The 22,213-nt window shown below is 51.8% G+C and carries 14 protein-coding genes; 11 read left to right on the top strand and 3 right to left on the bottom strand.

The features are described 5' to 3' along the window. Positions 1-154 precede the first annotated feature (154 nt). From PAEVO_RS27195 to PAEVO_RS27230, 7 genes are all read left to right on the top strand, one after another. Positions 155-2,113 (top strand): copper amine oxidase N-terminal domain-containing protein, encoded by a 1,959-nt coding sequence (locus tag PAEVO_RS27195; RefSeq protein WP_100540616.1) that lies wholly within the window; start codon positions 155-157, stop codon positions 2,111-2,113. Positions 2,114-2,332: 219 nt separating this feature from the next. Continuing rightward, positions 2,333-4,642: a helix-turn-helix domain-containing protein gene (locus PAEVO_RS27200; RefSeq protein ID WP_100540617.1), complete on the top strand. Its 2,310-nt coding sequence runs from the start codon at positions 2,333-2,335 to the stop codon at positions 4,640-4,642. A 190-nt stretch (positions 4,643-4,832) separates the two neighbouring features. After that, positions 4,833-5,753: an ABC transporter permease gene (locus PAEVO_RS27205; protein WP_100540618.1), complete on the top strand. Its 921-nt coding sequence runs from the start codon at positions 4,833-4,835 to the stop codon at positions 5,751-5,753. A gap of 12 nt (positions 5,754-5,765) precedes the next feature. Continuing rightward, complete coding sequence (locus PAEVO_RS27210) at positions 5,766-6,626, top strand: carbohydrate ABC transporter permease (RefSeq protein WP_100540619.1); 861 nt, start codon at positions 5,766-5,768, stop codon at positions 6,624-6,626. A 59-nt stretch (positions 6,627-6,685) separates the two neighbouring features. Further along, positions 6,686-8,236 carry an ABC transporter substrate-binding protein gene (locus tag PAEVO_RS27215; RefSeq protein ID WP_100540620.1) on the top strand — a complete coding sequence of 517 codons (1,551 nt, stop codon included), beginning with the start codon at positions 6,686-6,688 and terminating at the stop codon, positions 8,234-8,236. Positions 8,237-8,264: 28 nt separating this feature from the next. After that, positions 8,265-9,320 carry an amidohydrolase family protein gene (locus tag PAEVO_RS27220; RefSeq protein ID WP_100540621.1) on the top strand — a complete coding sequence of 352 codons (1,056 nt, stop codon included), beginning with the start codon at positions 8,265-8,267 and terminating at the stop codon, positions 9,318-9,320. 428 nt (positions 9,321-9,748) lie between these two features. Continuing rightward, entirely contained in the window at positions 9,749-10,120 is a 372-nt protein-coding gene (locus tag PAEVO_RS27230; protein WP_100540623.1) for a Rieske (2Fe-2S) protein, read from the top strand. Between the two features lie 585 nt (positions 10,121-10,705). Here PAEVO_RS27230 and chrA read toward each other — a convergent pair. From chrA to chrS, 3 genes are read right to left on the bottom strand one after another with little or no spacing between them, the layout of a single operon-like run. Further along, the gene (gene chrA, locus PAEVO_RS27235) at positions 10,706-11,248 is read right to left on the bottom strand and encodes a chromate efflux transporter ChrA (protein WP_100540624.1); all 543 of its coding nucleotides are present in this window, start codon (positions 11,246-11,248) and stop codon (positions 10,706-10,708) included. Continuing rightward, positions 11,248-11,817 (bottom strand): chromate efflux transporter ChrB, encoded by a 570-nt coding sequence (gene chrB / locus PAEVO_RS27240; RefSeq protein ID WP_100540850.1) that lies wholly within the window; start codon positions 11,815-11,817, stop codon positions 11,248-11,250. The genes chrA and chrB overlap by 1 nt, the downstream gene beginning before the upstream one ends. A 52-nt stretch (positions 11,818-11,869) precedes the next feature. Next, positions 11,870-12,352 carry a chromate efflux transcriptional regulator ChrS gene (gene chrS / locus PAEVO_RS27245; protein ID WP_100540625.1) on the bottom strand — a complete coding sequence of 161 codons (483 nt, stop codon included), beginning with the start codon at positions 12,350-12,352 and terminating at the stop codon, positions 11,870-11,872. A 501-nt stretch (positions 12,353-12,853) separates the two neighbouring features. Here chrS and PAEVO_RS27250 point away from each other — a divergent pair. The 4 genes from PAEVO_RS27250 to PAEVO_RS27265 all read left to right on the top strand — a co-directional run bounded on the left by PAEVO_RS27250 (position 12,854) and on the right by PAEVO_RS27265 (position 21,998). Continuing rightward, entirely contained in the window at positions 12,854-13,897 is a 1,044-nt protein-coding gene (locus tag PAEVO_RS27250) for a CapA family protein (RefSeq protein ID WP_100540626.1), read from the top strand. A gap of 480 nt (positions 13,898-14,377) precedes the next feature. Beyond that, positions 14,378-20,464 (top strand): phosphodiester glycosidase family protein, encoded by a 6,087-nt coding sequence (locus PAEVO_RS27255; protein ID WP_100540851.1) that lies wholly within the window; start codon positions 14,378-14,380, stop codon positions 20,462-20,464. A gap of 172 nt (positions 20,465-20,636) precedes the next feature. Then, positions 20,637-20,963, top strand: coding sequence for an antibiotic biosynthesis monooxygenase family protein (locus PAEVO_RS27260; RefSeq protein WP_100540627.1), 327 nt, complete (start codon positions 20,637-20,639; stop codon positions 20,961-20,963). Positions 20,964-21,002: 39 nt separating this feature from the next. Then, a complete protein-coding gene (locus PAEVO_RS27265) occupies positions 21,003-21,998 on the top strand; it encodes a Gfo/Idh/MocA family protein (RefSeq protein WP_100540628.1) in 996 nt (331 codons plus the stop codon). Positions 21,999-22,213 lie beyond the last annotated feature (215 nt).

The raw sequence follows: 22,213 nt of genomic DNA on the forward strand, positions 1-22,213 counted from the left end.
GGCGTCTGGAAACAGATGCTGGGGGTGTTTTTTTGTGGATTGCAATCTTGCGAAATTTTGATATTGTTTCATTTCTATTGAATGGTATAATATTCCTGGTTCAAATTAACTAGATTTGAAAGACTTACATTCTGAGAAGAGATGAGGTTCGTTCATGTTCAAGAAAATGTGGGTTCTGCTGTTGGCGGTTTGCGTGATGATCCCGACCGCGGCCGGGGCAGCATATGGCCAGCAGGATAAGGCAAGCTCGAAGATTGCAATGCTATTGCCGGATGGCACACCCTTGATGAAGGATGGCACAGTCTGGGTTGCGTACAGCCGCCTTCCGATCACCCAAATCCCGATTCCGATGGGTGGAGATCTGAAGTTAATCGCAGGCTCCAGCGGATACGGATTCGGCGTTAATAACCAGGGTGGCCTGGTTAAGTGGGGGGAAACGGGATATCAGGTTGTGGCGGGTGTGAATCATGTAAAGCAGGTTGGACAAGGTTACTGGCTGACCACTGACGGCATCGTTCAACGCATGGTTGACTCCAAGCCTCAAGCGGTAAAAGGCTTTGAGGGAATATCCGTTTTTGATGAGAATAAAGGAATTATCGGCGGCGTTACCCAGTCGGGGACAATCTTATACCACAATAGTGCCTATACGCCGGAGCCTGTGACTCTGGGTCAAGCAGTGGACGTGAACGCGATCCGCAAAATCAAGGTTGCCGGCGATTACGCCGCTATTTTATACAATGATGGAAGACTTGTGCTGTTCAGTACACTTCGTGTCAACGGCAGCACGACTTACCTGTCCCAAAACTTGATTAGCGACGGGGCTGACATTTCTTTTGGTAAAGAACAGAAACTGATTTTCGTCAAAAAAGACGGAACGGTGTGGAATGCCAGATTGGATGTGTTCTCGCAAACATTTGAAACGAGCCCGTTGAACGGAATCAGCGGAGTTCAAGAGATCGTGGGAATTGAAGGTTCCAAAAGCTTTTTTGCAAGGTTATCGGATGGTACTTGGACGGAGTATGATCATGGACAGCTATACGATGTGACGGTACCGAGCATTACTACTGTCACTTTAAAGGTATCGAACAGCAAGCCGAAGGTGGGGAGTTCCATCACGCCAACGGTCGAATTTCAGTACGGCAGCGGAGAGAAGCACAAGATTCCGGCGAATATGATCGCTTTGTCCATAGATAAGCCGCATTTAATCAAGGCAACGGATAAAGGCACATACAAAATTATGGGTGTGGGCGAAGCCACGCTGACGGTGGAAGTTGCAGGCAAGAAGCAATCGGTGAAAATCGTTTCAGGACTTGGCAAGCCGCTGGAGAATGCCAAGCAGGAGAAGGGGATCACCTACCTGCCGTTGAAGCCGGTATTCCAAGCCATGGGAGGTTCGATTCAATATCAGGCTTCTTCCAAAACCTTTGACATTACCGTAGGAGAAACCAAGCTTTCCGTTAAGGCAGGAAGCAAGCAGGCGAAGATCAACGGCAAAACCGTGAATATGAAAGGCGCTCCAATCCAGCACAAGGGGGAGACGCTTGTATCTGCCGATCTGTTGACCTCAGCACTGGGTGCAAAACTCAAGTGGGACGCATCCAAGCAGCAAATGACTGTGACGCTGGGTGCGGCACAATTCATTGTAAAGGGCGAGCCGAAGAAAGCAACGAGCAGCGGCAACACCGGAAACTCCGGGAAAAGCAAAATGTCATCGGTCCCTGCGACCGGAAGCATGGCTGGTTGGAGACTGCTAAAAGGCCATGAATATGAAAAATCCTTGCGCATTTATTACCAATACAAGAATGGCATTCTGTCCACCAAAACGGAAGATATCCGCAAAGTGGATTTGAATAAAAAAGTGACTTGGACGGATGATTACGGTCGGAAGCATACCAATACCGTCCGTGAAATCTACTCCTTGTTCACCCTTTCGAATGAATATACCTCTGAATGGCTTCATAAGAAATTCGGTAAGCTTTATGAGGATTGGCTGCTAAGCTCCTTGGTAGATGCTGCTCGCATTGTTGAGCAATATTTGCAAGAGACCGGTCAGATGCCGAGTTATGCGCCCAATGTCACCCTAACGCCGGATGCGGTATTTGAATACGAGTAAGTGCACACGAGCAAGGAAAAAAGACATTCTCGTTTCTGAAAAGGGCCAGGAGATTCCTGGCTCTTTTTGCTATGGACGCAAACATGTCCGGTAAACGTCATTTCAGTACAAATTCCGTGCAAGGAAGGTGCAGCGAATAATATAACTTACATCAAAATATAGTAGACGTAAATGCAAGCCCTGCTGCTTGCAATTTTAAATAACAAAGGGGGGACATTCATGAAGCGAAGGACGCCGCCTAACCGATCACCTGAGCCGGGAGATACCGATTCTCCGCCTCCCAGAAGGAACACCCTGTTTTGGAGGCTGTTCGCCAACTATTTTCTCCTCATTCTCATTCCCGTTATTGTGGCATCGGTTCTTGCCCAGGTGCTGGTCGTTCGCATCATTGAAAAGGATGCCGAGCGTTTCAATCAAGTGATGATGAACCGATTCTCCGAGCAGACGGACACCGAGCTTCAATCCTTAAAGACGAGCATGATTAATATCCTCAGCACCTCCAGATTACGGAGCGTGCTTCTCGCTCCCATGGCTTCTTCGCCGGATAGCCAACTGCTTCCGGAACTGCTTCATTCCCTGCGGGAGCAGCTGCAGCAGCTGGAATCGGATGATCTCGTCGAGAGGGCGTATTATTATTTTGTTCACCAGGATTTGATGATCGATGCCGAAACCTATACGAATAAAGCGTATTATTTCCATTCCCGTTATCCCTTGGATTTGAACCGCCGCCATCAGCTGGAAGCCGAGTTATCCGGCAAAAAAATGATGGATTTCATGGATTCCCCCGACACTTTGACGGCATCCATGAGCTACCCGTTTAATACCGCGGCTCCTGAAGTCTATCTCCTGGTCGAAGTGAAACGAGACAAGCTAGAGGAGCAGATTCATATTCCGGAGAGCTGGGTTACAGGCACAGCGATTGTAGATGATGGAGCCAAAGTGATAGCCCAGACCGGACTGACCGAGCAGGACCAGCTTACCCTGCAGCAGCGAATACGTACGGACGGCGTTGCTTCGCCATTCACGATATCGGACAAGATGGGGCTGTCCTTCATGGCATCCGGCTTCGACGAGTCCTGGCATTATATCAGCATGATCGATTTAGAAACATTGATGAAGCCGGTCTATATGACCCGATGGATCTGCTGGTTGTTCCTCCTATTCTTCCTCATAGTCGGCGCGCTCGCCTCATATTATTTAAGTCGGCGCTTATACCGGCCGATCCGGGAGATTAAGGATGGATTGAAGCTGCATCACGCTCCCAGCGGGAAGGTCGGCCACGAAGGAAACGAGTTTGATGTCATCAAACGCTACTCCCAGTTCATCATGACGGAGAATAAAGAGCTGTTCCAGATGGTGAACGGGATGCTGCCGATCGTGCAGGAGCAGTTTTTTACGAAAATCCTGCTGGGGCAATACCGGGATGCCTTATCGATTGAGTATTACGCCAAGGAGATTGAATTTGCCTACAGCCATAAGGCGGCGAGAACCGTCCTGTGCATTTCGTTCCATTATGATCCAACCGTTTACGATTCGGCATCGGAATCCACCAAGACTTTTTTGCTGACGGAGCTGAAGGACAAGATTCACCGGCTGGCACCCGGCATGATCTGGATCTGCCAAACAAGGCCGGATCTGATGGCTTGCATTGTTGAGCATGGTCCCATCACGGAGGATGATTCGGAAAAAGCAGCGGAGCAGATTCGGGGCATTTTTCTGGAATACGGTGCTTATTATAAAGCGACCATCGGTATCGGAAAGACCGTTCATGCCATCGAAGAGCTGCACCAGTCCTATGAGCTTGCTCTAGCCATGCTGAAGTACCGGGGGCTGCATTCCGCGGTGGAGATTTGCGGCAGTCAGCCTTCCCGGGAGCTGCAGCAGTGGGATCCTTTCTTATCCGTACAAGAGGTCCAGCGGATTCTCAATCAGTACAAAACGAGGGAGTATGACAAGCTGCTTCATTCCGTGCTTGCTCTACTGGAGGAGGGAAAGGGCAAGGATGCCTCCGCCATGCAGATGAAATATCTGCTTGCCGATGTGCTCAACACCTGGATTCGGGCCGTGGAATCGGAGCGCAATGAACTCAACGTTCCGTATTACTCGGGTCTGTTCGAACGGATGAATCGCTGCATGACATGGGACGAGCTGACGTGCTGCTTCGTGGACATTCATGGTTTTCTGTTCCGGAAGCCGGCTTCCAGCAGCCGGAGTCAACAGTTTATGGAGATTGTGGAATACATTCATGAGCATTATGATCAAGAGCTGTCGATTGAGCATTTTGCCGGCATGATGAATATGTCCATCGGGCATTTCAGCCGTACCTTCAAGGAGGAGGTCGGTGAGAAGTACGTGGAATATATCGCGAAGTACCGGCTGATGAAGGCAAAGCAATTTTTGCTTGAAACGGATTTGAAAATAGACGAAATCGCCGAAAAGGTCGGGTATTGGGGCCGAAATTCTTTGATTCGGGCTTTCCGCCGATATGAAGGCATTACCCCAGCCAAATACCGGAGTTTTCATCAGTAGGAAAAAAGAGACTGCATTATTTTCTGAAGTCTCTTTTTTTGCATGGAACAGGCCGAAAGCCTTGCGGCGCAGGCATTGCAAAACATGCGTCTCAAGGAAAAGATGTTTGCTTTACGCGAGGAAGGCACGGCTCGTATAGTGGGGACAACAACAAACGAATGTAAATGCTTTCAATCGGAGGTGGGGATTATTGGCGCAGCTATCACGGATCGGCTATGTTCTGAGAAAGCATAAAGCGTTGTACTTGCTGATGCTGCCCGGCATTTTGTATTACTTGATATTCAAGTACGCGCCGATGTACGGCATCATCATCGCCTTCCAGGACTATTCGATCGGCCGAGGCATTTTGGGAAGCAAGTTTGTCGGATTCAAGCATTTGATTGAATTTTTCTATGTCACCCCCGATGCATGGAAGCTGATTCGCAACACGATCATGCTGAATGTGTACGATCTTCTGTTTCATTTTCCGGCGCCGATCATTCTGGCGATCCTGTTCCATGAACTGAAGAGCAAATGGTTCAAACGGTTTGTGCAAAACATCAGCTATATGCCGCATTTCCTGTCTACCGTCGTGATTGCGGGCATTCTCGTTACCTTCCTCTCTCCCACAACAGGCGTGGTGAACCATCTGCTCGTCAAGCTGTTCGGCATCGAGCCGATCATGTTTCTGGGCATGCCGGAGTGGTTCCGGACGGTGTATGTGGGCTCCGAAATATGGCAGAAGGTGGGGTGGGGCACCATTCTCTATCTGGCTGCGATTGCTGGAATCGATCCGACGCTGTACGAAGCGGCCAAGATGGATGGGGCGAACCGATGGCAGCAGGTCCGGCATATTACGTTCATCGGCATGGTGCCGGTCATGATTATCCTGTTCGTGCTGTCGCTCGGTAATTTCATGGAGGCGAGCTTCGAGAAAATACTCTTGATCTACAACACGATGAATTACGAAACCTCGGATGTTATCAACACCTTTGTGTACCGGCGGGGCATCCTCGATGCCGATTTCAGCTTCGCCACCGCGGTGGGCCTATTCCAGTCGGCGATTGGCTTCATTCTGGTCGTTGCGGCCAATCGGATCGTACGCAAATATTCGGAGACCAGCCTGTGGTAAGGGAGGTGCGCGATGAAAAAGCAGGAAAGCTTCGCCTCAAAGCTGTTTGACGTATTCAATGTATTGTTCATGATGGTGCTGATCATGGTGATGGCCTATCCGATGGTGTACGTATTCTCGGCTTCCATCAGCAATAATGCCATGGTCGCAAGCGGCGCCGTGCTGCTGTGGCCAAAAAAGATTACGCTGATCGCATACGAACAGCTTATCTATAACCCCGATCTCTGGATGAGTTACTGGAATACAATCCGGTACACATTCCTGCATACGGTGCTGACGCTGATTGCGACCTCCGCGATGGCGTACCCGCTTGCGAAGCGGTGGCTGCCCGGCCGGAGAGTGATTTTGCTGATGGCGGCATTCACGCTTCTGTTCAGCGGCGGCATGATCCCGACCTTTCTGATCGTTCAGAAGCTGGGGATGCTGGACACGATCTGGGCAATTGTCCTTCCGTCGCTGATCAGCACATGGTATTTGTTCATTATGCGGACATTCTTCGAGGCGCTGCCGGAGGAGCTTGAGGACGCGGCTGCCATCGATGGTTGCGGATCCATACAGATTCTGGTGCGGATCGTGCTGCCGCTATCCGTACCGGTGATGGTCACGATCGGCCTGTTCACGGCCGTGAATCAATGGAACTCTTTTTTCAGCGCTTTGATCTATCTGAATGACCGGGAGATGTACCCGCTGCAAATCATGATGCGCAACATCCTGATCGCTGGTACGAATGTGCAGGGCGAGGGCGACCTGACGCATCTGGAGACGTTGAAATATGCCATGATCATGATCGGTACGCTGCCGATCCTATGCGTTTATCCGTTTATCCAAAAATATTTTGTACAGGGCACGATGATTGGCGGCATTAAAGGATAGTCATGGATTTCAAGTAAATCCATCTCTATACGTTGTGATGATAAAAAGGAGGTTAGGGAATGCGGCGAAAGGGGTTCAGAACAGCGCTTGCCATGATCCTGCTCTGCGCGATGCTGGTTACGGGATGCACCAGCGGGGGCAAGGACGATTCGGGGACGTTAAGTCCTGACAAACCGGTTACTTTTTCATGGCTCGTATACGACCGGGTGGAGGGCAAGGTTCGGGATGACTGGGAGATTTTCAAAGAGATCGAGGCTAAGACGGGCGTCAAAGTGAAGTTCCAGATCGTAAGCCAGGAAGGGCTTGAGGAGAAAAGGCAGATCATGATTGCCACGAATACGGCTACGGATTTTATCCAGGTGCCGACGCAGGACGGCAGGGAGCATGGGCCGGAGAAGGTGTTTCTGAATCTTAATGATTATTTGGATCGGGCACCGAATCTTAAAGCATTTTACGAAAAATATCCTGAAGCCAAGGCGCTGGCAACCGGCACGGACGGAGGCTTGTATACCGTACCTGTCCTGGAAGGGGATGCGGAGGGCAAGGGCTTCAACTTTATCTGGTATGCCCGCAAGGACATTATGGATCAGCACGGGATACAGGCCCCGACCACCGTGGATGAATTTTATCAATATCTGAAAACGTTGAAAGAAAAGGTGCCGGACTCCTATCCGCTCATATCGAACGCGATCGTTGGCGATACGGGGCTGTATACGACCTTCGGGCGTATCTTCACGGGCATCAGCGGCTTCTATAATCTGGATCCGACCACCGACCAATACGCATTCGCCCCATACCATGAAAACTATCAGGATATGCTGGTCTATCTGAATAAACTGTATGCGGAAAAATTGCTGGATCCGGAATTCTCGCTGCTGACGCAAGCGCAGTGGGAGGAGCGGATATTAACGGGCAAATCCCTGGTGACGTTTTTCTGGAAGGCCGATCTGGAGTCGCTTGTCGCGAAGGCGAGGGGGGCTGGTACGGCCGAGTATGAGCTGGATGCGATTCCTTCCTTTGCCGCCGAAGGGATCAAGAACTATCAGTTCTCCCGTCCGGTCGTTGGCACCGTCGGTCGAGCGATCTCGGCTAAAGTCAAGGATAAGGAACGCGCCGTCCAATTCCTCGATTATTTGGTCAGCGAAGAGGGAACGAATTATCTGTCCCTAGGAATCGAAGGCAAAACGTATACGATGGAGGACGGCAAAGCGGTATATAACAAGGAGTTTGGCGAGTCTCCGTTTAATGCGCTGCGCAAGGACTGGGGCGTATGGTATGACCTGATTACGCTGAATAACGCCAAATCCCGTGAGGTGTGGGAGCGCGGATTGAGTGAGAAGAGCAAGGATATTAACGCCCGATATGAGCAGTACATCGTGCCGGCACCGAAACAGATCGTCAAGACGGAAGAGGAGCTGGAGCTCGAGAAATCGAAGCTGAACAATCTGAACAAATTCCTTGAACAGAAGGTGACGGAGTTCGTAACTGGCAAAACCCCGATTAATGATTCCACCTATCAGCAGTTTATTGACCAGGCCAAGAAACTCGGCTCCGATGAACTCCTTACCATGTACAACACCGCCTATACTCGCACATACGGCGGCAAGTAATCCGCGATGGAGATGGAGGAATCAGGCAATGGACGATATGAAAATTATCGATGTTGACGTTCATAACGAGCAGGACGACAGGGCGCTGCTTCCATATCTGCAGGAGCCCTGGCGCTCCCGGGTAGCGGCATCTGGCATCGGATATGCAGGATCAGGGTATTACTCGCCGATCGGCGTGATGAAAAAAGACTCGATCCCTCCGGGGGGAGGAAAAGCCGGCTCCGATCCCGATTATATGATCAAGCAGCTGATCGAAGGCTACAATCTGGACTACGCCGTGTTGACGGGCGTCGTCTACAATATCTCCTCCACGCATGATCCGGATTATGCGGCAGCGATATGCTCGGCTTATAACGATTATCTGATTGCTGAGTGGCTCGGCAAACATAAAGCGTTCAAAGGCGCAATGGCGGTAGCCACCCAGGACCCGCTGCTGGCGGCACGCGAGATCGACCGGATCGGCGGCCATCCGGATATCGTGGAAGTGATGATCTCCAGTGCGGCGCGTTCGCCGCTGGGTCAGCGCCACTATCACCCGATCTATGAAGCAGCGGAGCGAAACGGCCTTCCGCTCGCAATCCACCCGGGAGCGGAAGGCGGCGGGAGCTCGACGGCTCCCACCGCGGCCGGCTACCCGACCCGCTACATTGAGTGGCACACCTGCCTCTCCCAAATGTTCATGGCGCATCTGGTGAGCATGGTCTGCGAAGGCGTGTTCGTGAAGTATCCGAACCTTAAGGTCGTTTTGGTTGAAGGCGGAGTGGCTTGGCTGCCGGCCCTGATGTGGCGGCTGGACAAAAACTACAAGGCACTGCGCGCAACGGTGCCCTGGCTGACGAGAATGCCAAGCGAGTACATCCGGGATCACTGCTACTTATCGACGCAGCCGATTGAGGAGCCCGACAATCCGCAGCATCTCATCGATCTGTTCAACATGATCGACGCAGAGAACATGCTGCTCTATTCCAGCGACTATCCGCATTGGGACTTCGACTCGCCGGGCCATGTCCTGCGGGGCCTGAAACCGGAAGCTCGGCGGAAGATCTTTTATGAGAATGCGAGGCAGCTGTACCGGTTGGATTGAGGGAATGGGTGATGGATGGATGAATGGATAAATGGATGAATGGATGAATGGATAAATGGATGAATGGATAAATGGATGAACGGTATCCGTATGAACCTAGCACGAATAATTGAAGCTGGGGCTATGGGCAAACCAAAGTCAGACCAAAGACGAACCAAAGACGAACCAAAGACAAACGAAAGATAAACCAAAGATAAACCAAAGGCGAAAGAAGGGCGAGCCAAAGACAAACGAAAGACAAACGAAAGTCGAAAACATAGTCAAAAACAAAGTTGAAAGAAAGTCGAAATCAAAGTCGAAAGAAAGTAGAAAACAAAGTCGAAACAAAGTTGAACCAAAGTCAAAGCAAAGTCAAAGCAAAGTCAAAGCAAAGTCAAAGCAAAGTCAAACCCTACAAAGCTGGGCGCATAGGCAAGGAGGTGGCATGTATGGCGGTACATTACGTGCTGGCGGAGGAGGACGTTCCGGAGGGCGGGCACGCGGTCGTGAACATTGAGGGGCGCGAAATCGGCATCTATCGGATCAACGGCGAGTATCATGCGATTCTGAACTACTGTCCGCATCAGGGAGCGCCGATCTGCGCAGGACTGGTCTCCGGCACGACGCTTCCTTCGGAGGTGTATGATTACGAATACGGCCGGGCGGGCGAGATCGTCCGCTGTCCCTGGCATGGCTGGGAGTTCGACCTGCAGACCGGCAAGTCGCTGTTCAGCGACCGCATCCGGGTGAAGAAGTATAAGGTGGAGGTCCAAGAGGGCAAGATCGGGGTGGTGATGGGGAGGAAGCAGGCGGGGAGTTGAAGGGATGTAATTAATGGGGCTGCAGGTAACATTACTAGCCATGGGCACTCAAGTCACTTGTGTCAGCTTTTAACGGACCCTAGATCCGTTATTTAAGATCATAACTCGATTTTTTACAATGTACCGGACTCCAGATCCGCTATTGTGCGAATTATGGGTGCAAATACCGATTAAAACAGCAAATAAGGTACTCTGGGTCCGCTAAAGTTACCAAAGGGGCTGTTTTGTATGAAATAAGGTATTCTGGGTCCGCTAAAGTTACCGAAGGGGCTGTTTCGTATGAAATAAGGTTACTCTGTGTCCGTTAGAAAGTCCTTTCGACCATAGAGCAAGAGGACTTTCGGGACAAATTAAATGATATGACGATCATATTTTTGGACGTCCGGTTCACATGTGATTTCTGCTGATTGCCCCGTTGGTCTAATCGGGGGATAAGTACGATGCGTGGTGCGTAGTCCGGGGTATGCTTGGATGGCTCTTGATTAGAAAAAAGAGCGAGTATTGATGGGCAAGTGCCCCTCAAACTCGCTCTTTTAGTTACAGCGACTTGCCCGAACGGGTTATAGTTGTTTTCTACAATCCCCCTCACACCACCTGCGACAACACCAATCCCCCGTAAGCAAACGCGGCCAGGATCACCAGCGCCGGGTGGATCTTACGGATGTTCATGGCCCAGAAGGCGACAGCGGCGATACCGAGAGACTGCAGGAGGCCGATGGAGATGACGGAGCTTTTGCCGATCTGCCAGGTCAAGGTCAGCATCATGATCGCGATGACCGGCTGAACCAGCAGGGTCATGCCTTTGACCACCGGCGACGTGCGGTATTTCTGCAGCAGATTCAGCAGCCAGATGAGCGCTACCGCGGAAGGGATGACCGTAGCAGCGAGGGCGAGGGTCATGCCCATCCAGCCGGATACGTCGTACCCGACAAAAGCGGCGATTTTGGTGGCAATCGGCCCGGGAAGCGCGTTGCCAAGTGCAAGCATGTTGGAGAATTCCGGGTCGGTCAGCCAGCCGTGATTCGTGACGATTTCCTTATACATGAGCGGGATCGAAGCAGGGCCGCCGCCATAGCCGAGCACGTTGGAGACAAAAAAGCTGATCAGCAGCTGAAGCCATTCTTCCATTAGGCGGCCCCCTCCTTATCCCGTCTTTGTTTTTTGAGTTTGGCTACGGTTTTGAAATGTACGGTGCCATAGGCAAGGAACAGCATAATGACGAGGGCCGGATGGATCTGGATGCTTTCCAGCAGGAGAAACGACACTACAAAAAATCCGATCCCGGCGTAAATGCCAAGTCCCTTCACGGCCTTCTCGCCGAATTCGTAAGCCATCGTGCCCAGCATGACCGCAATGACCGGCGTAACGCCGGCAATCATGCCCGCCACGATTTTGGAACTGCTGAGGAACGTCACCGCCGACAACAGCGCGATCATCGCGATGCAGGTCGGGAGGATATGCGCAAGAACCGCGACCACCGCGCCTAGCACCCCTTTTTCCCGGTAACCGAGATAGGCGGCCATCTTCGTAGCGATCGGACCCGGGAGCGCATTGGCCAGAGCCAACACCTCTCCGAATTCATCGTCGCTGAGCCAGCCGTAACGAACGACGGCCTCATGCCGGAGCAGCGGAATGACGGAGGGACCGCCGCCATAACCAAGTATGCCGGTTCGGAACATGCCGAACGTTAATTCCATGTATGGATTGCTATTTTTATCATCCAAGGGTAGGAGTCCTTTCTGTCGAAAATCAGAGTCTGATGCCCATTCGGCTTTTATAGCGCTTGATTAGAATCTGTGTGTCCACGCTGGTTGTGCCCGGAAGCGGGTAAAGCTTTTCGTTTAAAAACATTTCCATTTCCTTATGATCGGCAAACAAGCCGTGCATATGCAGTTTGCTGGGACCGGTCATATGATACAGGCTGGTGACATATGGCTCGTTCTCCAGTGTGTCCGCCACTTGCTGCAAATATTTGGGCTCAACCTCCACATTGAAAAAAGCGGACACCGAAATCCCCACTTTCTCCGGATTAATGACGGCCGCGAAGCGCTCAATGACGCCGTCATCAATCAGGGCATTGACCCTGGCCTGCGCGGCCACGCGGGACAAACCGATCTCCTTGGCCAAATCCGTGTACGAGATTCGCCCGTTTTTTCCGAGAATCGCAATGATTTTACGGTCCGTATCATCAATCATGGGGGTTGAGTTCTCGCCCGCAGCGTGAATATTCATGGATTGCAGCTCCTTTAGTTTTACTTATATGTAAGACTAACCGCGTGTGAATATTACAAAACGTAATTAAAATTAAAGATACACTTACGATACGTTTAAATATATAAGCTCTTTACATTGTTTTCAATATGATTTGCAAAATTTGAAACTTTTTCTTCGCATTTTAAGTCTAAGACTATGGATAGAAAAAGATAGATTTGAATGATTTGGATGTTGACATGCCTCAATGGAGAAGGCGGAATGATTCTGGAGAAGCGAAGCGGTCCCCTTTGACCCTGGATTTTCACCACTTGTAATCCGTTTGAAAATAATCTTGGGGCAACAGGGATCGGAAGAATAATCCGCATGCGTAGTGCTGAAAGGGCTACTGGTTAGAAACCATTACATAATTCTATTAAATGGTTTCTTTTATATAATTACCCTTTTATATCAATTTATGATAGGATAAACGAGGTGAATAACTAGCTTCTCAGGATTTTTATTTGGAAAGGCGGCATGGATATGAAAAGATTATTTTGCCTCATTCTGGTTATCGTTATGCTGATCCCGGCCAGCATCGTTTCGGCAGCAGGGACAACCGCTCAAGCCAACAAGTCGAAGGAAAAACCGATAAATCTCGTGTTTGCAGGTGACATTTTGTTAGACGGATATGTGGGAAGCCAGATCGATAGATTCGGTAACCTATATCCTTTTAAGAAGGTAGCCCCCATCTTGAAAAAGGCGGATATGGCGTTTGCCAATCTGGAGACGCCGGTCTCCATTCGTGGCAAGGCTGCGGATAAAACCTTTGCTTTCCGTTCGAAGCCGGACACGCTCAAGGGCCTGGTATACGCGGGAATCGACGGCGTCACGCTGGCGAACAACCACATCCTGGACTATGGCCAGCAGGCCATGCTGGACACGATCACGCATCTGAAACGCCAGAAGATCGGGTATACGGGTGCCGGGCGAAATATAGACGAGGCCTTCGAGCCTTACGTGCAGAACATTAACGGGAAGAAAGTCGCGGTGCTGGGCGTCAGCCGGGTGCTGTCGGGCAATTCCTGGATTGCGGGCAAGAACCACCCGGGTGCTGCCTCCGCCTACACGATGGAGCCTATGCTGACCCATATTAAGAAGTCGTCCAAAACCAACGATTATACGATCGTATACATCCATTGGAACCAGGAATTCGCCGACTATCCGGAAGAATATGCGCGCACGATGGCCAAGAAGATGATTGACGCCGGGGCCGACATCATTATCGGATCGCACAGCCATACGTTGATGGGCATCGAATATTACAAGAACAAGCCGATTTATTATTCGCTTGGCAACTTTGTGTTCAACCGCTCCACCCGGGGCGGAGACAAAACCTTGCTGTCGATGATGGTGCATGTCGAGATTCAGGGCTCCAAGATCACGAGCCGAATTACGCCGGTGAAGATTCTTCAAGGTCAGCCGAATCTGATGGACAAGAAGTATAATAAAGAGATCATCGCGAAACTGAACAAACTCTCCTACAATGCAAAAATTGATGCCAACGGCAACGTCAGCAAAAAATAATAGGGAATCTTGAAAACAACTGCGGCTATAAGCTGCGGTTGTTTTTTTATGCGCTTTTTGGAAGCTCGCCGTAAAAATAAGTCGGAAACTGGCGGCGAGGCGTTTGTTTTCATTCCCCGCATTCGACAAAAGCTCCGCTTACGCCGCCCATCCGGAAATTCCTGCCGAAAAAAATAAAATAAAATTTTACAAAATGTATTGTAATTTAAAATAAAATTTCAATATGATGAAGGGAAGAAGACGGGTTAATTTCGTTCGTCGGAAGCGGTGAATACGAATCGGCAGCATACTTTTTTGCAGCCCTTCCAGCTAATGACTGAATGTAAAGCCGATACCGGCAGAGTTAACTCGGTCTTAACACAGATTGGAGGTGGAGTTAACAAGCGAGCGCTATACTCCCGAGTAGGTCTTTCGTTCATGAGCGGACTTACAACCGAGAGGAACCAGAGTCCAAGCATAGAGAAGGAGGAATTCATGTACATGTTAAGGAGCAAAAAGAGAATATCATCGCTGCTCAGCGGTGTGATGTTTCTATCGCTGCTGTTTCCCGCAGGACAAGCTGCTGCTGCCGACCCAGTGGCTGCCGCTGCATCGGTCATTGATATGCGGCAGATGAAGATCGGGCCGGGGGCTACATACACGTGGGCGAATATGCAAAAAGGCAGCGGCGAGCAGAAGGTCCATATGGTGGAATTTGATCCATCGCAGGGAAATCTGGAGCTTCAGCCGGGTCTCACCGATGGCAAGGTATACGGCATGCAGGGAGTCAGCAAAATGGCGTCGGATGCCGACAAGGCAGGCAATCGCGTCATCGCGGCGGTGAACGGAGATTTCTACGATATGTCCACCGGAATTCCGCTCGGATTGTTCATGGGGGACGGAGAGCTGTTGACGGATCCGCCCAGCGGCCGGAACGCCTTTGGCATTAAACAGGACGGGACCAGCCTGTACGGCAGTCCGAAATTGACGAAAAATGTGACGGTAGGCGGAACGGTCAGCAGCCTGTCCTCCATCAACCGTCTAAGAGGGACGGACGCACTTGTTCTTTATACCGAAAAATTCAATGCCACCACGATGACCAATAATCTGGGAGACGAAGTGATTCTGGATATCGTGAGCGGCAGGGTCGCCAGCGGGGAGACCTTGACGATGAAAGTGGTCTCTGTTGTTAAGGATCAGGGGAATTTGCCGATCGGCCAAGGTCAAGTGGTATTGTCCGCTTCGGGCTCGCAGCGGAGCAAGCTTGCCGGGCTGAAGGCAGGGGATGAAGTGACGGCTGGTTTTCAGCTGGATAACGAGTGGCAGGACGTCACGATGGCGATTGGCGGCACCGTGATGCTGGTCAAGGATGGCGTCGTGCAGCAGCATACCGATCCGGCTGTACACCCGAGAACGGTGGTGGGCACCAAAGCGGACGGCTCCGTCGTGCTGTTCGAGGTCGATGGCCGCCAGCCGGGGTTCAGTGAAGGGCTTAACTACATCGAGCTTGGCGAAATGCTGCAGGAGCTTGGCGTAGTGAACGCACTGAATCTGGACGGAGGCGGTTCGGCTACCTTCGTTGCCCGTCTGCCGGGAGAAACGGAGCGCAAGGTGCTCAACTCGCCGTCGGACGGCGGGGAACGCAAGACGGCCAACGGCATTTTGCTGGTGAACAAGGCACCTGAAGGAGCGGCGAATAAACTTGTTGTGGCGCCCACACTGGAAAGAGTGCTGACTGGTTCATCCGCTACCTTCAAAACGGCGGCCGTGGATCAAAATCTGCATCCGGCGAAAATGACGGAGGCCGCGGTTTGGAGCGTTGATCCAGCCTATGGGACAATCGACGCCAGCGGGACGTTTAAGGCAGGCAACCAATCTGGATTGACCGATGTATCCGTACAATCCGGTAATTTGACAGGTAAAGCCTCATTGGAAATCGTCGATGAGCTGACTGAGCTCAAGTTCTCGGACGCGGTGAAGACCTTCTCTTCCGGCTCGACCGAGACGCTCAAGGTCACGGCGCTTCGCAATGGTCAAGTGGTACAGGCCGACAATAGCCGTTTGGAGTGGCGTACCGAAGGCGATATCGGGACGATTGACGGAAACGGGACGTTTACCGCCACGGACAAGCAGGACGTCAGCGGCAAAATCTTCGTGAAGTACGGTCAAATTGAGACTTCAATCGATGTGAACGTCGGGCTTCCGCCGGTGATGCTCGAGGATTTCGAGAACGGCCTTAGCCGTTATAAACCAAGCGCCGGAGCGCAGTACAAGTCGACCAAGGTATCTATTGAAACCGATGAGACCTATATTCGATCCGGGAATGGCGCTTTGAAGCTGGAGTATGATTTTACAGGAATGACGGGTACCTCCGGCGCTTATCTGCAGACGAACGGTACGGCGGACAATATCGAAATTCCGGGTTATCCGGAGAAAATCAGCATGTGGGTCTACGGGGATGGCAATGCTCACTGGCTCCGTGCCCAGATTCGTGACAGCAAGGGAGCGATCCCGCTCGATTTTACCGATCAGACGATCGGCGTCGATTTCAAGGGATGGAAGTATCTCGAAGCGTCCGTGCCCAAAGGAAGAACGCTTCCGCTGGTGATGGACATGCCGGTTCGTTACATGGAAACCCAGGCGGCGAAAAAAGACGCTGGTGCCATTTACGTGGACGAAATTCGTGCATTGTACGGTCCGGCCAATGACGATATCGATCCGCCGATCTTAAAGAAATTCTCTCCGGCTAACGGTACGGAGATTACAGAGAACACGCCGACCATTACCGTGTATGCCGAGGATGCAGGCTATGATCCTGTGGCACACCCGGGAACCACCTTAATTGATCCGGACAAAATCCGGTTCTATCTGGACGGCAGTCCGGTGCAGCATACCCTGTATCCGCCGGAAGGACGAATCCATTACACGCCAAGCGTTCCGCTCGCTGATGGCGTTCATCAAGCAAAAGTCACCGTTCGTGATTTGTCGGGCAACCAAACGACCAAGGAATGGAACTTCAACGTAAATACCGGTTCAGCCAAGGTGGTGTACGATACGCCGAATACGATCTATGTTGGCGGCAGTTACACGCTGGATATCGGCGGTGTGAAGACATCCCAAATCCGCAGCGGCCATGTCGATTTCCAATTCGATCCCACCAAAGTGGAGAATCTGGAGCTCATACCGGGGGACAAGCTGAGCCCATCCCAGGTTAGTGCGAACATTGACGCTACAACAGGAGTGGTGAAAGTGACTTGGAAGGACATCCATACCGCATCCCTGCAGGATACGGATTGGATCGGCCAAATCCGGTACGACGTGAAAAAGAACGCAACCGGCAGCAGCATCATATCGCTCACGTCCGGAGCGGTATCCTTCACCGATACGGGCAGTACCGAATTCTCGTTCTACGGTCTTCCGATCGAATCGCAGATCGCAACGCATTATGCGCTGAGCTGGAATGAGGAAGGAGCGGTACAGGGATACGAAACCGTGTTTGAAGTGACCGATGCCCAAGGTCAGCCTGTGGAAGGCGTCCAGATCATGGCTGACGCTGCAGCGGTTGGCACAACGGATGCAGTGGGTATCCTGAAGACGGGGGCGCTGACGTCCCAGGTCAAGACGTATACGGTGCAGGCCGTCAAAGGCAATCAATATAGCCCGGCATTGGAGTTTAAGGTTTCGCCGCTGGCTGGAAGTCCTACTCCGTTCAACATCAGCGTGGGCATGGGAGAAGATCCGACCACGTCGCGGATGCTGAACTGGCACACGGACCCGGCGACGGATGAGACCGTCGTGGAACTGGTCAAGCGGTCCGAATTAACGGATTTCGATGCGCCGAACGTCCAGAAATTCAATGGTGCCAGCGAGTTGTACCATACCTTGGATCTCGGCACCGTCCGTGTCCATAAAGCGACAGCGGCCGGACTTGAGCCGGGCACAGAGTATGTGTACAGAGTCGGTGACGGCCAAGGCCATTACAGTGCACAAGGCTCCTTTAAAACAACGGAGCTTGCGGGAGACACAACGAAATTTTTGTATTTTGCCGATTCCCAGGCTTCCACCTCGAAAGAGTTCGAGCTGTGGGGGAATACAATCGACAAGGCGGCAGCCGAGCATCCGGACGCCGAATTCATGGTCCATGCCGGGGATATGGTGGACAAGGGATTCCTGGAGGAGCAGTGGAACTATTGGTTCGATGAAGCCCAGAAGCATTTCCTGAATACGACGTTAGTGTCGGCCATCGGCAACCATGAAGTGATGGGGAATAAGGAAAACGGGGACTTCCTGGCTCACTTTAATCAGCCGGGCAATGGCTTGGACAGCCTGAAGGGAACGAACTTCTCTTTTGATTACAAGGACGTTCATTTCATTATGCTGAACAGCGAGTATCAGCTGGAGGAGCAGAAGAAGTGGCTCCAGCAGGATCTGGCTAACAATACGAAGGAATGGACCATCGCGATGTTCCACCGCGGGCCTTATGGAAGTATCTATGATTCCGCCGAGGTACGCAGTCTGTGGGCGCCGGTGCTGGAGAAATTTGGCGTGGATCTCGTGTTAAACGGACATGATCATATATATATTCGTTCTTACCCGATGATGAACAACCAGATTGCCGCGGACGGGAAGGGCACAACCTACGTCGTAGCGGGATCGTCAGGGCCTAAATTCTACTCTCACACGGAGCGAGGCTGGCATGAGGTGGTCGACGATGAACCAACTCAGATGTATGCTTCTGTGGAAGTGGAAGGAGACGAGCTTTATTATGTAACCAAAACCGTTGACGGACGCGTCGTGGATGAGTTTACGCTGGCGAAGTCGGATACGAAGCCGGAACCGCAGCGGATTGAAGTAACTCCAAACCAACTGACGCTAGCTGTAGGCGAGAGCCAAAAATTGGTGGCTCTAGTGAAGCCGCGCAGGGCTGAACGAACTGTTGTGTGGTCCGTATACAGTTCCGAACCGTCGAATGATGTCGTCAACGTATCCGCAGACGGCGTCGTGACGGCTCAAGGTCTGGGCAGCGCGGTCGTAAGAGCGACCAGCACGGCAGCGCCGGATGTTTATGCAGACGTGAAGATTACGGTAGATCGAATTCCGAACGGCAGCATCGAATCGATACGCTTAAGCGGCAAATCCGAGCTGAAGATCGGGGATACGGATAACACGGTTACGGAGGCCGTTTATACCGACGGCAGCCGCATCCGTTTAATCGAAGGTGTTACCTATGCGAGCAGTAAGCCGGACGTAGCTTCCATTGATGAACAGGGCTCGGTACGAGCTTTGGCAGAAGGGGCGACCGTTATTTCGGCAACCTACGAAGGGTTCAAGTCGGAATATGATTTGAAGGTGACCGCCTGGGGCGGGGGGAATCCCGATCCGGGACCGGAGCCGCCGGTAGACCCGCCCGTGCAGCCGCCGGTAACACCACCAGTTACACCACCAGTAACGCCGCCGGTAACGCCGCCGTCAGGCAGTGTCACGTTATCCGTGAGCGAGCTGGCTGCCAAGCTCTCGAACGGGCAAGTTGTCATAACGATGGATGGAAGCTTTACGGATATTACGCTGCCAGGGAATGCAGCAGACATCCTCAAGGATGGTTCGATCCACCTTGAAGCGAAGAATTTGTCCCTAACGATCCCGGCCGAAGTGCTTCGCCAACTGGGCGCCCTTGCAGATGCAGGGCAGCTTGAGAAGAGCACGATGAAACTGAGTGCCGAAACGTTATCGGATGCGGAGAAGAAGGAGCTTATCGAGCAAGCTGCCCGCGCTTCCGGTGCGAAGCTGACTTCAGCGGGAGCCATGCTGAAGTTCCAGCTTCAATTAACGACAGCGGATGGCAAAGTCCACAGCTTAACGGAATTCGATCATCCGATCACGCTGGAACTGCCATTATCTAATGCAGCTAACGGCAAAAGAATTGCCATATACTATTTGTCCGACAATGGTGAGCTGGAGTATATTGGCGGTGTAAACAAAGACGGCCGCATGGCCGCGGGAATCCGCCATTTCAGCGCTTACGGTTTGCTGGATTACGAGAAAACCTTTGCCGATGTGCCATCTTCATTCTGGGCCGCGGAAGTGATTGCCGATTTGGCCGCGAAGCAGCTCATCGAAGGCGTAAGCGCGGACCGCTTCGCACCGGCTCAGCAAGTGACCCGGGCCGAATTTGCGGCGATGCTGGTTCGTCTGCTTGATCTTCAGGCAGAGAGCTCTGCGCCGTTCGCCGATGTAGCTTCAAGCAAATGGTACGCAGAGGCTGTGGCCGCAGCTGCCGAGTCAGGCATCGTGAATGGAACTAGCAAAGACCGTTTTGATCCGGACGCCCCGATTAAACGTCAGGAAATGACGGCGATGCTGGTGCGCGCTTATGCCCACGCAATGAAACAGCAGCAGGAGAACATCAGCGCGGGCAGCGATTTTGCCGACCTTGCTTCATCCCCGGACTGGGTTCGGGTAGCGGTAGAAACTGCGCATGCCCTCGGTTTTGTTCAGGGCCATACACCGAGCCGCTTTGAACCGGAAGGCCTGACCACGCGTGCGGAAAGCGCGCAGGTCATCTATAATCTGTTGCACAAACTGAAGTAAAGGCTAGAAGGCAGAATACCGCTTCTCTTCTCCTGTAGATGATCACAGAGGAGAGAGGCGGTTTCTTTTTTAGGTTAAAGAATGACGAAAGTTCGATATAATGATTACATGGTCAATGAGTGAATGTAAATCGAAGTAATGGCTAATCTGGTAACCGGAAAGAGGGAAGAAGATGACGGAATACGCGAATACGCCGAAGCCGCCTTATTATGCCTGCATTTTTGTATCAAAGCGCACAGAGGGTGACCGGGGTTATGGGGCGATGTCCGAAAAAATGGCAGAGCTTGCGGCGCAGCAGCCCGGCTATTTGGGCGTGGAGTCAGCTCGGGACGAAGGCCTGGGAATTACGGTATCATACTGGGACTCCCTGGAGGCCATTCGTTTATGGAAGGAGAATGCCGCTCATCAGGTAGCGCAGGAACGGGGCAAGAACGAGTGGTATGAAAGCTTTGGGTTGCGAATTTGCAAGGTGGAGAGGGACAGCTTCTACAAGCTTTAGGCAAGGCCAATCAAGGAAGAGGATGAGGAGGAGTAAATGATGATGCAGAATCCGGGTAAGATCAGATGGGGAATTATGGGGACGGGCTGGATTGCGGAGCAGTTTGCAGCCGATCTGGCGTATGTGGAGAATGCTCAGTTTGTGGCCGTGGGCTCACGTACGGCAAGCAGTGCAGGTGAGTTTGCGTCGAAATATGATATACCGCGGGCTTATGGCAGTTACGAGGAGCTCGTAGGGGATCCCGACGTCGACGTTGTGTACATAGCGACTCCGCATCCGCTGCACCGGGAGCATGCCTTACTGTGTCTTCATGCCGGCAAAGCCGTCCTGTGCGAGAAACCCATCACGATTAACGGGGATGAACTGGAGGAAGTAGTGGCGGCTGCACGGGAGCAGAAGCTGTTCCTGATGGAGGCTATGTGGACGCGTTTCCTTCCGCCGATCCGGCAGGTGCGCGAATGGCTGAACGAAGGGCTTATCGGCGATGTTCGGCTGCTGAAGGCCGATTTTGGGTTTCGGAGCGGCTGGAATCCGCAGGGCCGTTTGCTGAACCTGGAACTTGGCGGCGGCGCGCTGCTGGATGCGGGTATTTATCCGGTGTCGTTTGCCTCCATGATTTTTGGAACCGAGCCGGAGAAGATATGGAGTACCGCGCATATCGGCGAGACGGGCGTAGATGAGCAGTTCTCGGTTATTCTGTCTTATGAATCCGGCAAGACCGCTTCGTTAAACGGGGCGATCCGGCTGGGACTGACGAATGAAGCTTATATTTATGGCACCAACGGGTATATTCACATTCCTTCTTTCCTGAATGCAACCTCCGCTTCGCTTCATGTAGATGGCGAGGAACCGCTGGTTGTTACAGATGACCGTCAGGAAAAAGGGTATAGCTTCGAGGCTTACGAAGTGGGACGTTGCCTGCTGGAAGGACGGCTCGAGAGCGATGTGATGCCGCTGGACGAGTCGCTTGCGATTATGAGGCTGCTGGATCAAATCCGGGGGCAGTGGGGATTGAGGTATCCTTCGGAAGGTTAAGCCGTGAAGCTGATAATCGGACTTCTTGATACGTGAACTGAATGAATGAAGAAGCCAATACGGGGGATTGTCCCGTGTTGGCTTCTTTTTTGTGATTCCCTACGTCATGGACAGCTGAAATTCCTGCCTGATTTATAAAATTATATTTTATTAAAACTATTGAAATTTGAAATAAAATTTCAATATGATAGAGATAGAGATGAACATGTGTGTAA

The sequence above is a fragment of the Paenibacillus sp. GM2FR genome (assembly GCF_002803325.1).
In the GTDB taxonomy this organism is placed as follows: Bacteria; Bacillota; Bacilli; order Paenibacillales; family Paenibacillaceae; genus Paenibacillus_AQ; species Paenibacillus_AQ lautus.

Coding starts and splice junctions, on each gene's coding strand:
- PAEVO_RS27260 (WP_100540627.1), top strand. CDS start 20,637: ATGACGGAATACGCGAATACGCCGAAGCCGCCTTATTATGCCTGCATT.
- PAEVO_RS27255 (WP_100540851.1), top strand. CDS start 14,378: ATGTTAAGGAGCAAAAAGAGAATATCATCGCTGCTCAGCGGTGTGATG.
- PAEVO_RS27250 (WP_100540626.1), top strand. CDS start 12,854: ATGAAAAGATTATTTTGCCTCATTCTGGTTATCGTTATGCTGATCCCG.
- PAEVO_RS27210 (WP_100540619.1), top strand. CDS start 5,766: ATGAAAAAGCAGGAAAGCTTCGCCTCAAAGCTGTTTGACGTATTCAAT.
- PAEVO_RS27215 (WP_100540620.1), top strand. CDS start 6,686: ATGCGGCGAAAGGGGTTCAGAACAGCGCTTGCCATGATCCTGCTCTGC.
- chrA (WP_100540624.1), bottom strand. CDS start 11,248: ATGGAAGAATGGCTTCAGCTGCTGATCAGCTTTTTTGTCTCCAACGTG.
- PAEVO_RS27230 (WP_100540623.1), top strand. CDS start 9,749: ATGGCGGTACATTACGTGCTGGCGGAGGAGGACGTTCCGGAGGGCGGG.
- PAEVO_RS27220 (WP_100540621.1), top strand. CDS start 8,265: ATGGACGATATGAAAATTATCGATGTTGACGTTCATAACGAGCAGGAC.
- PAEVO_RS27200 (WP_100540617.1), top strand. CDS start 2,333: ATGAAGCGAAGGACGCCGCCTAACCGATCACCTGAGCCGGGAGATACC.
- chrS (WP_100540625.1), bottom strand. CDS start 12,352: ATGAATATTCACGCTGCGGGCGAGAACTCAACCCCCATGATTGATGAT.
- PAEVO_RS27265 (WP_100540628.1), top strand. CDS start 21,003: ATGATGCAGAATCCGGGTAAGATCAGATGGGGAATTATGGGGACGGGC.
- chrB (WP_100540850.1), bottom strand. CDS start 11,817: ATGGAATTAACGTTCGGCATGTTCCGAACCGGCATACTTGGTTATGGC.
- PAEVO_RS27195 (WP_100540616.1), top strand. CDS start 155: ATGTTCAAGAAAATGTGGGTTCTGCTGTTGGCGGTTTGCGTGATGATC.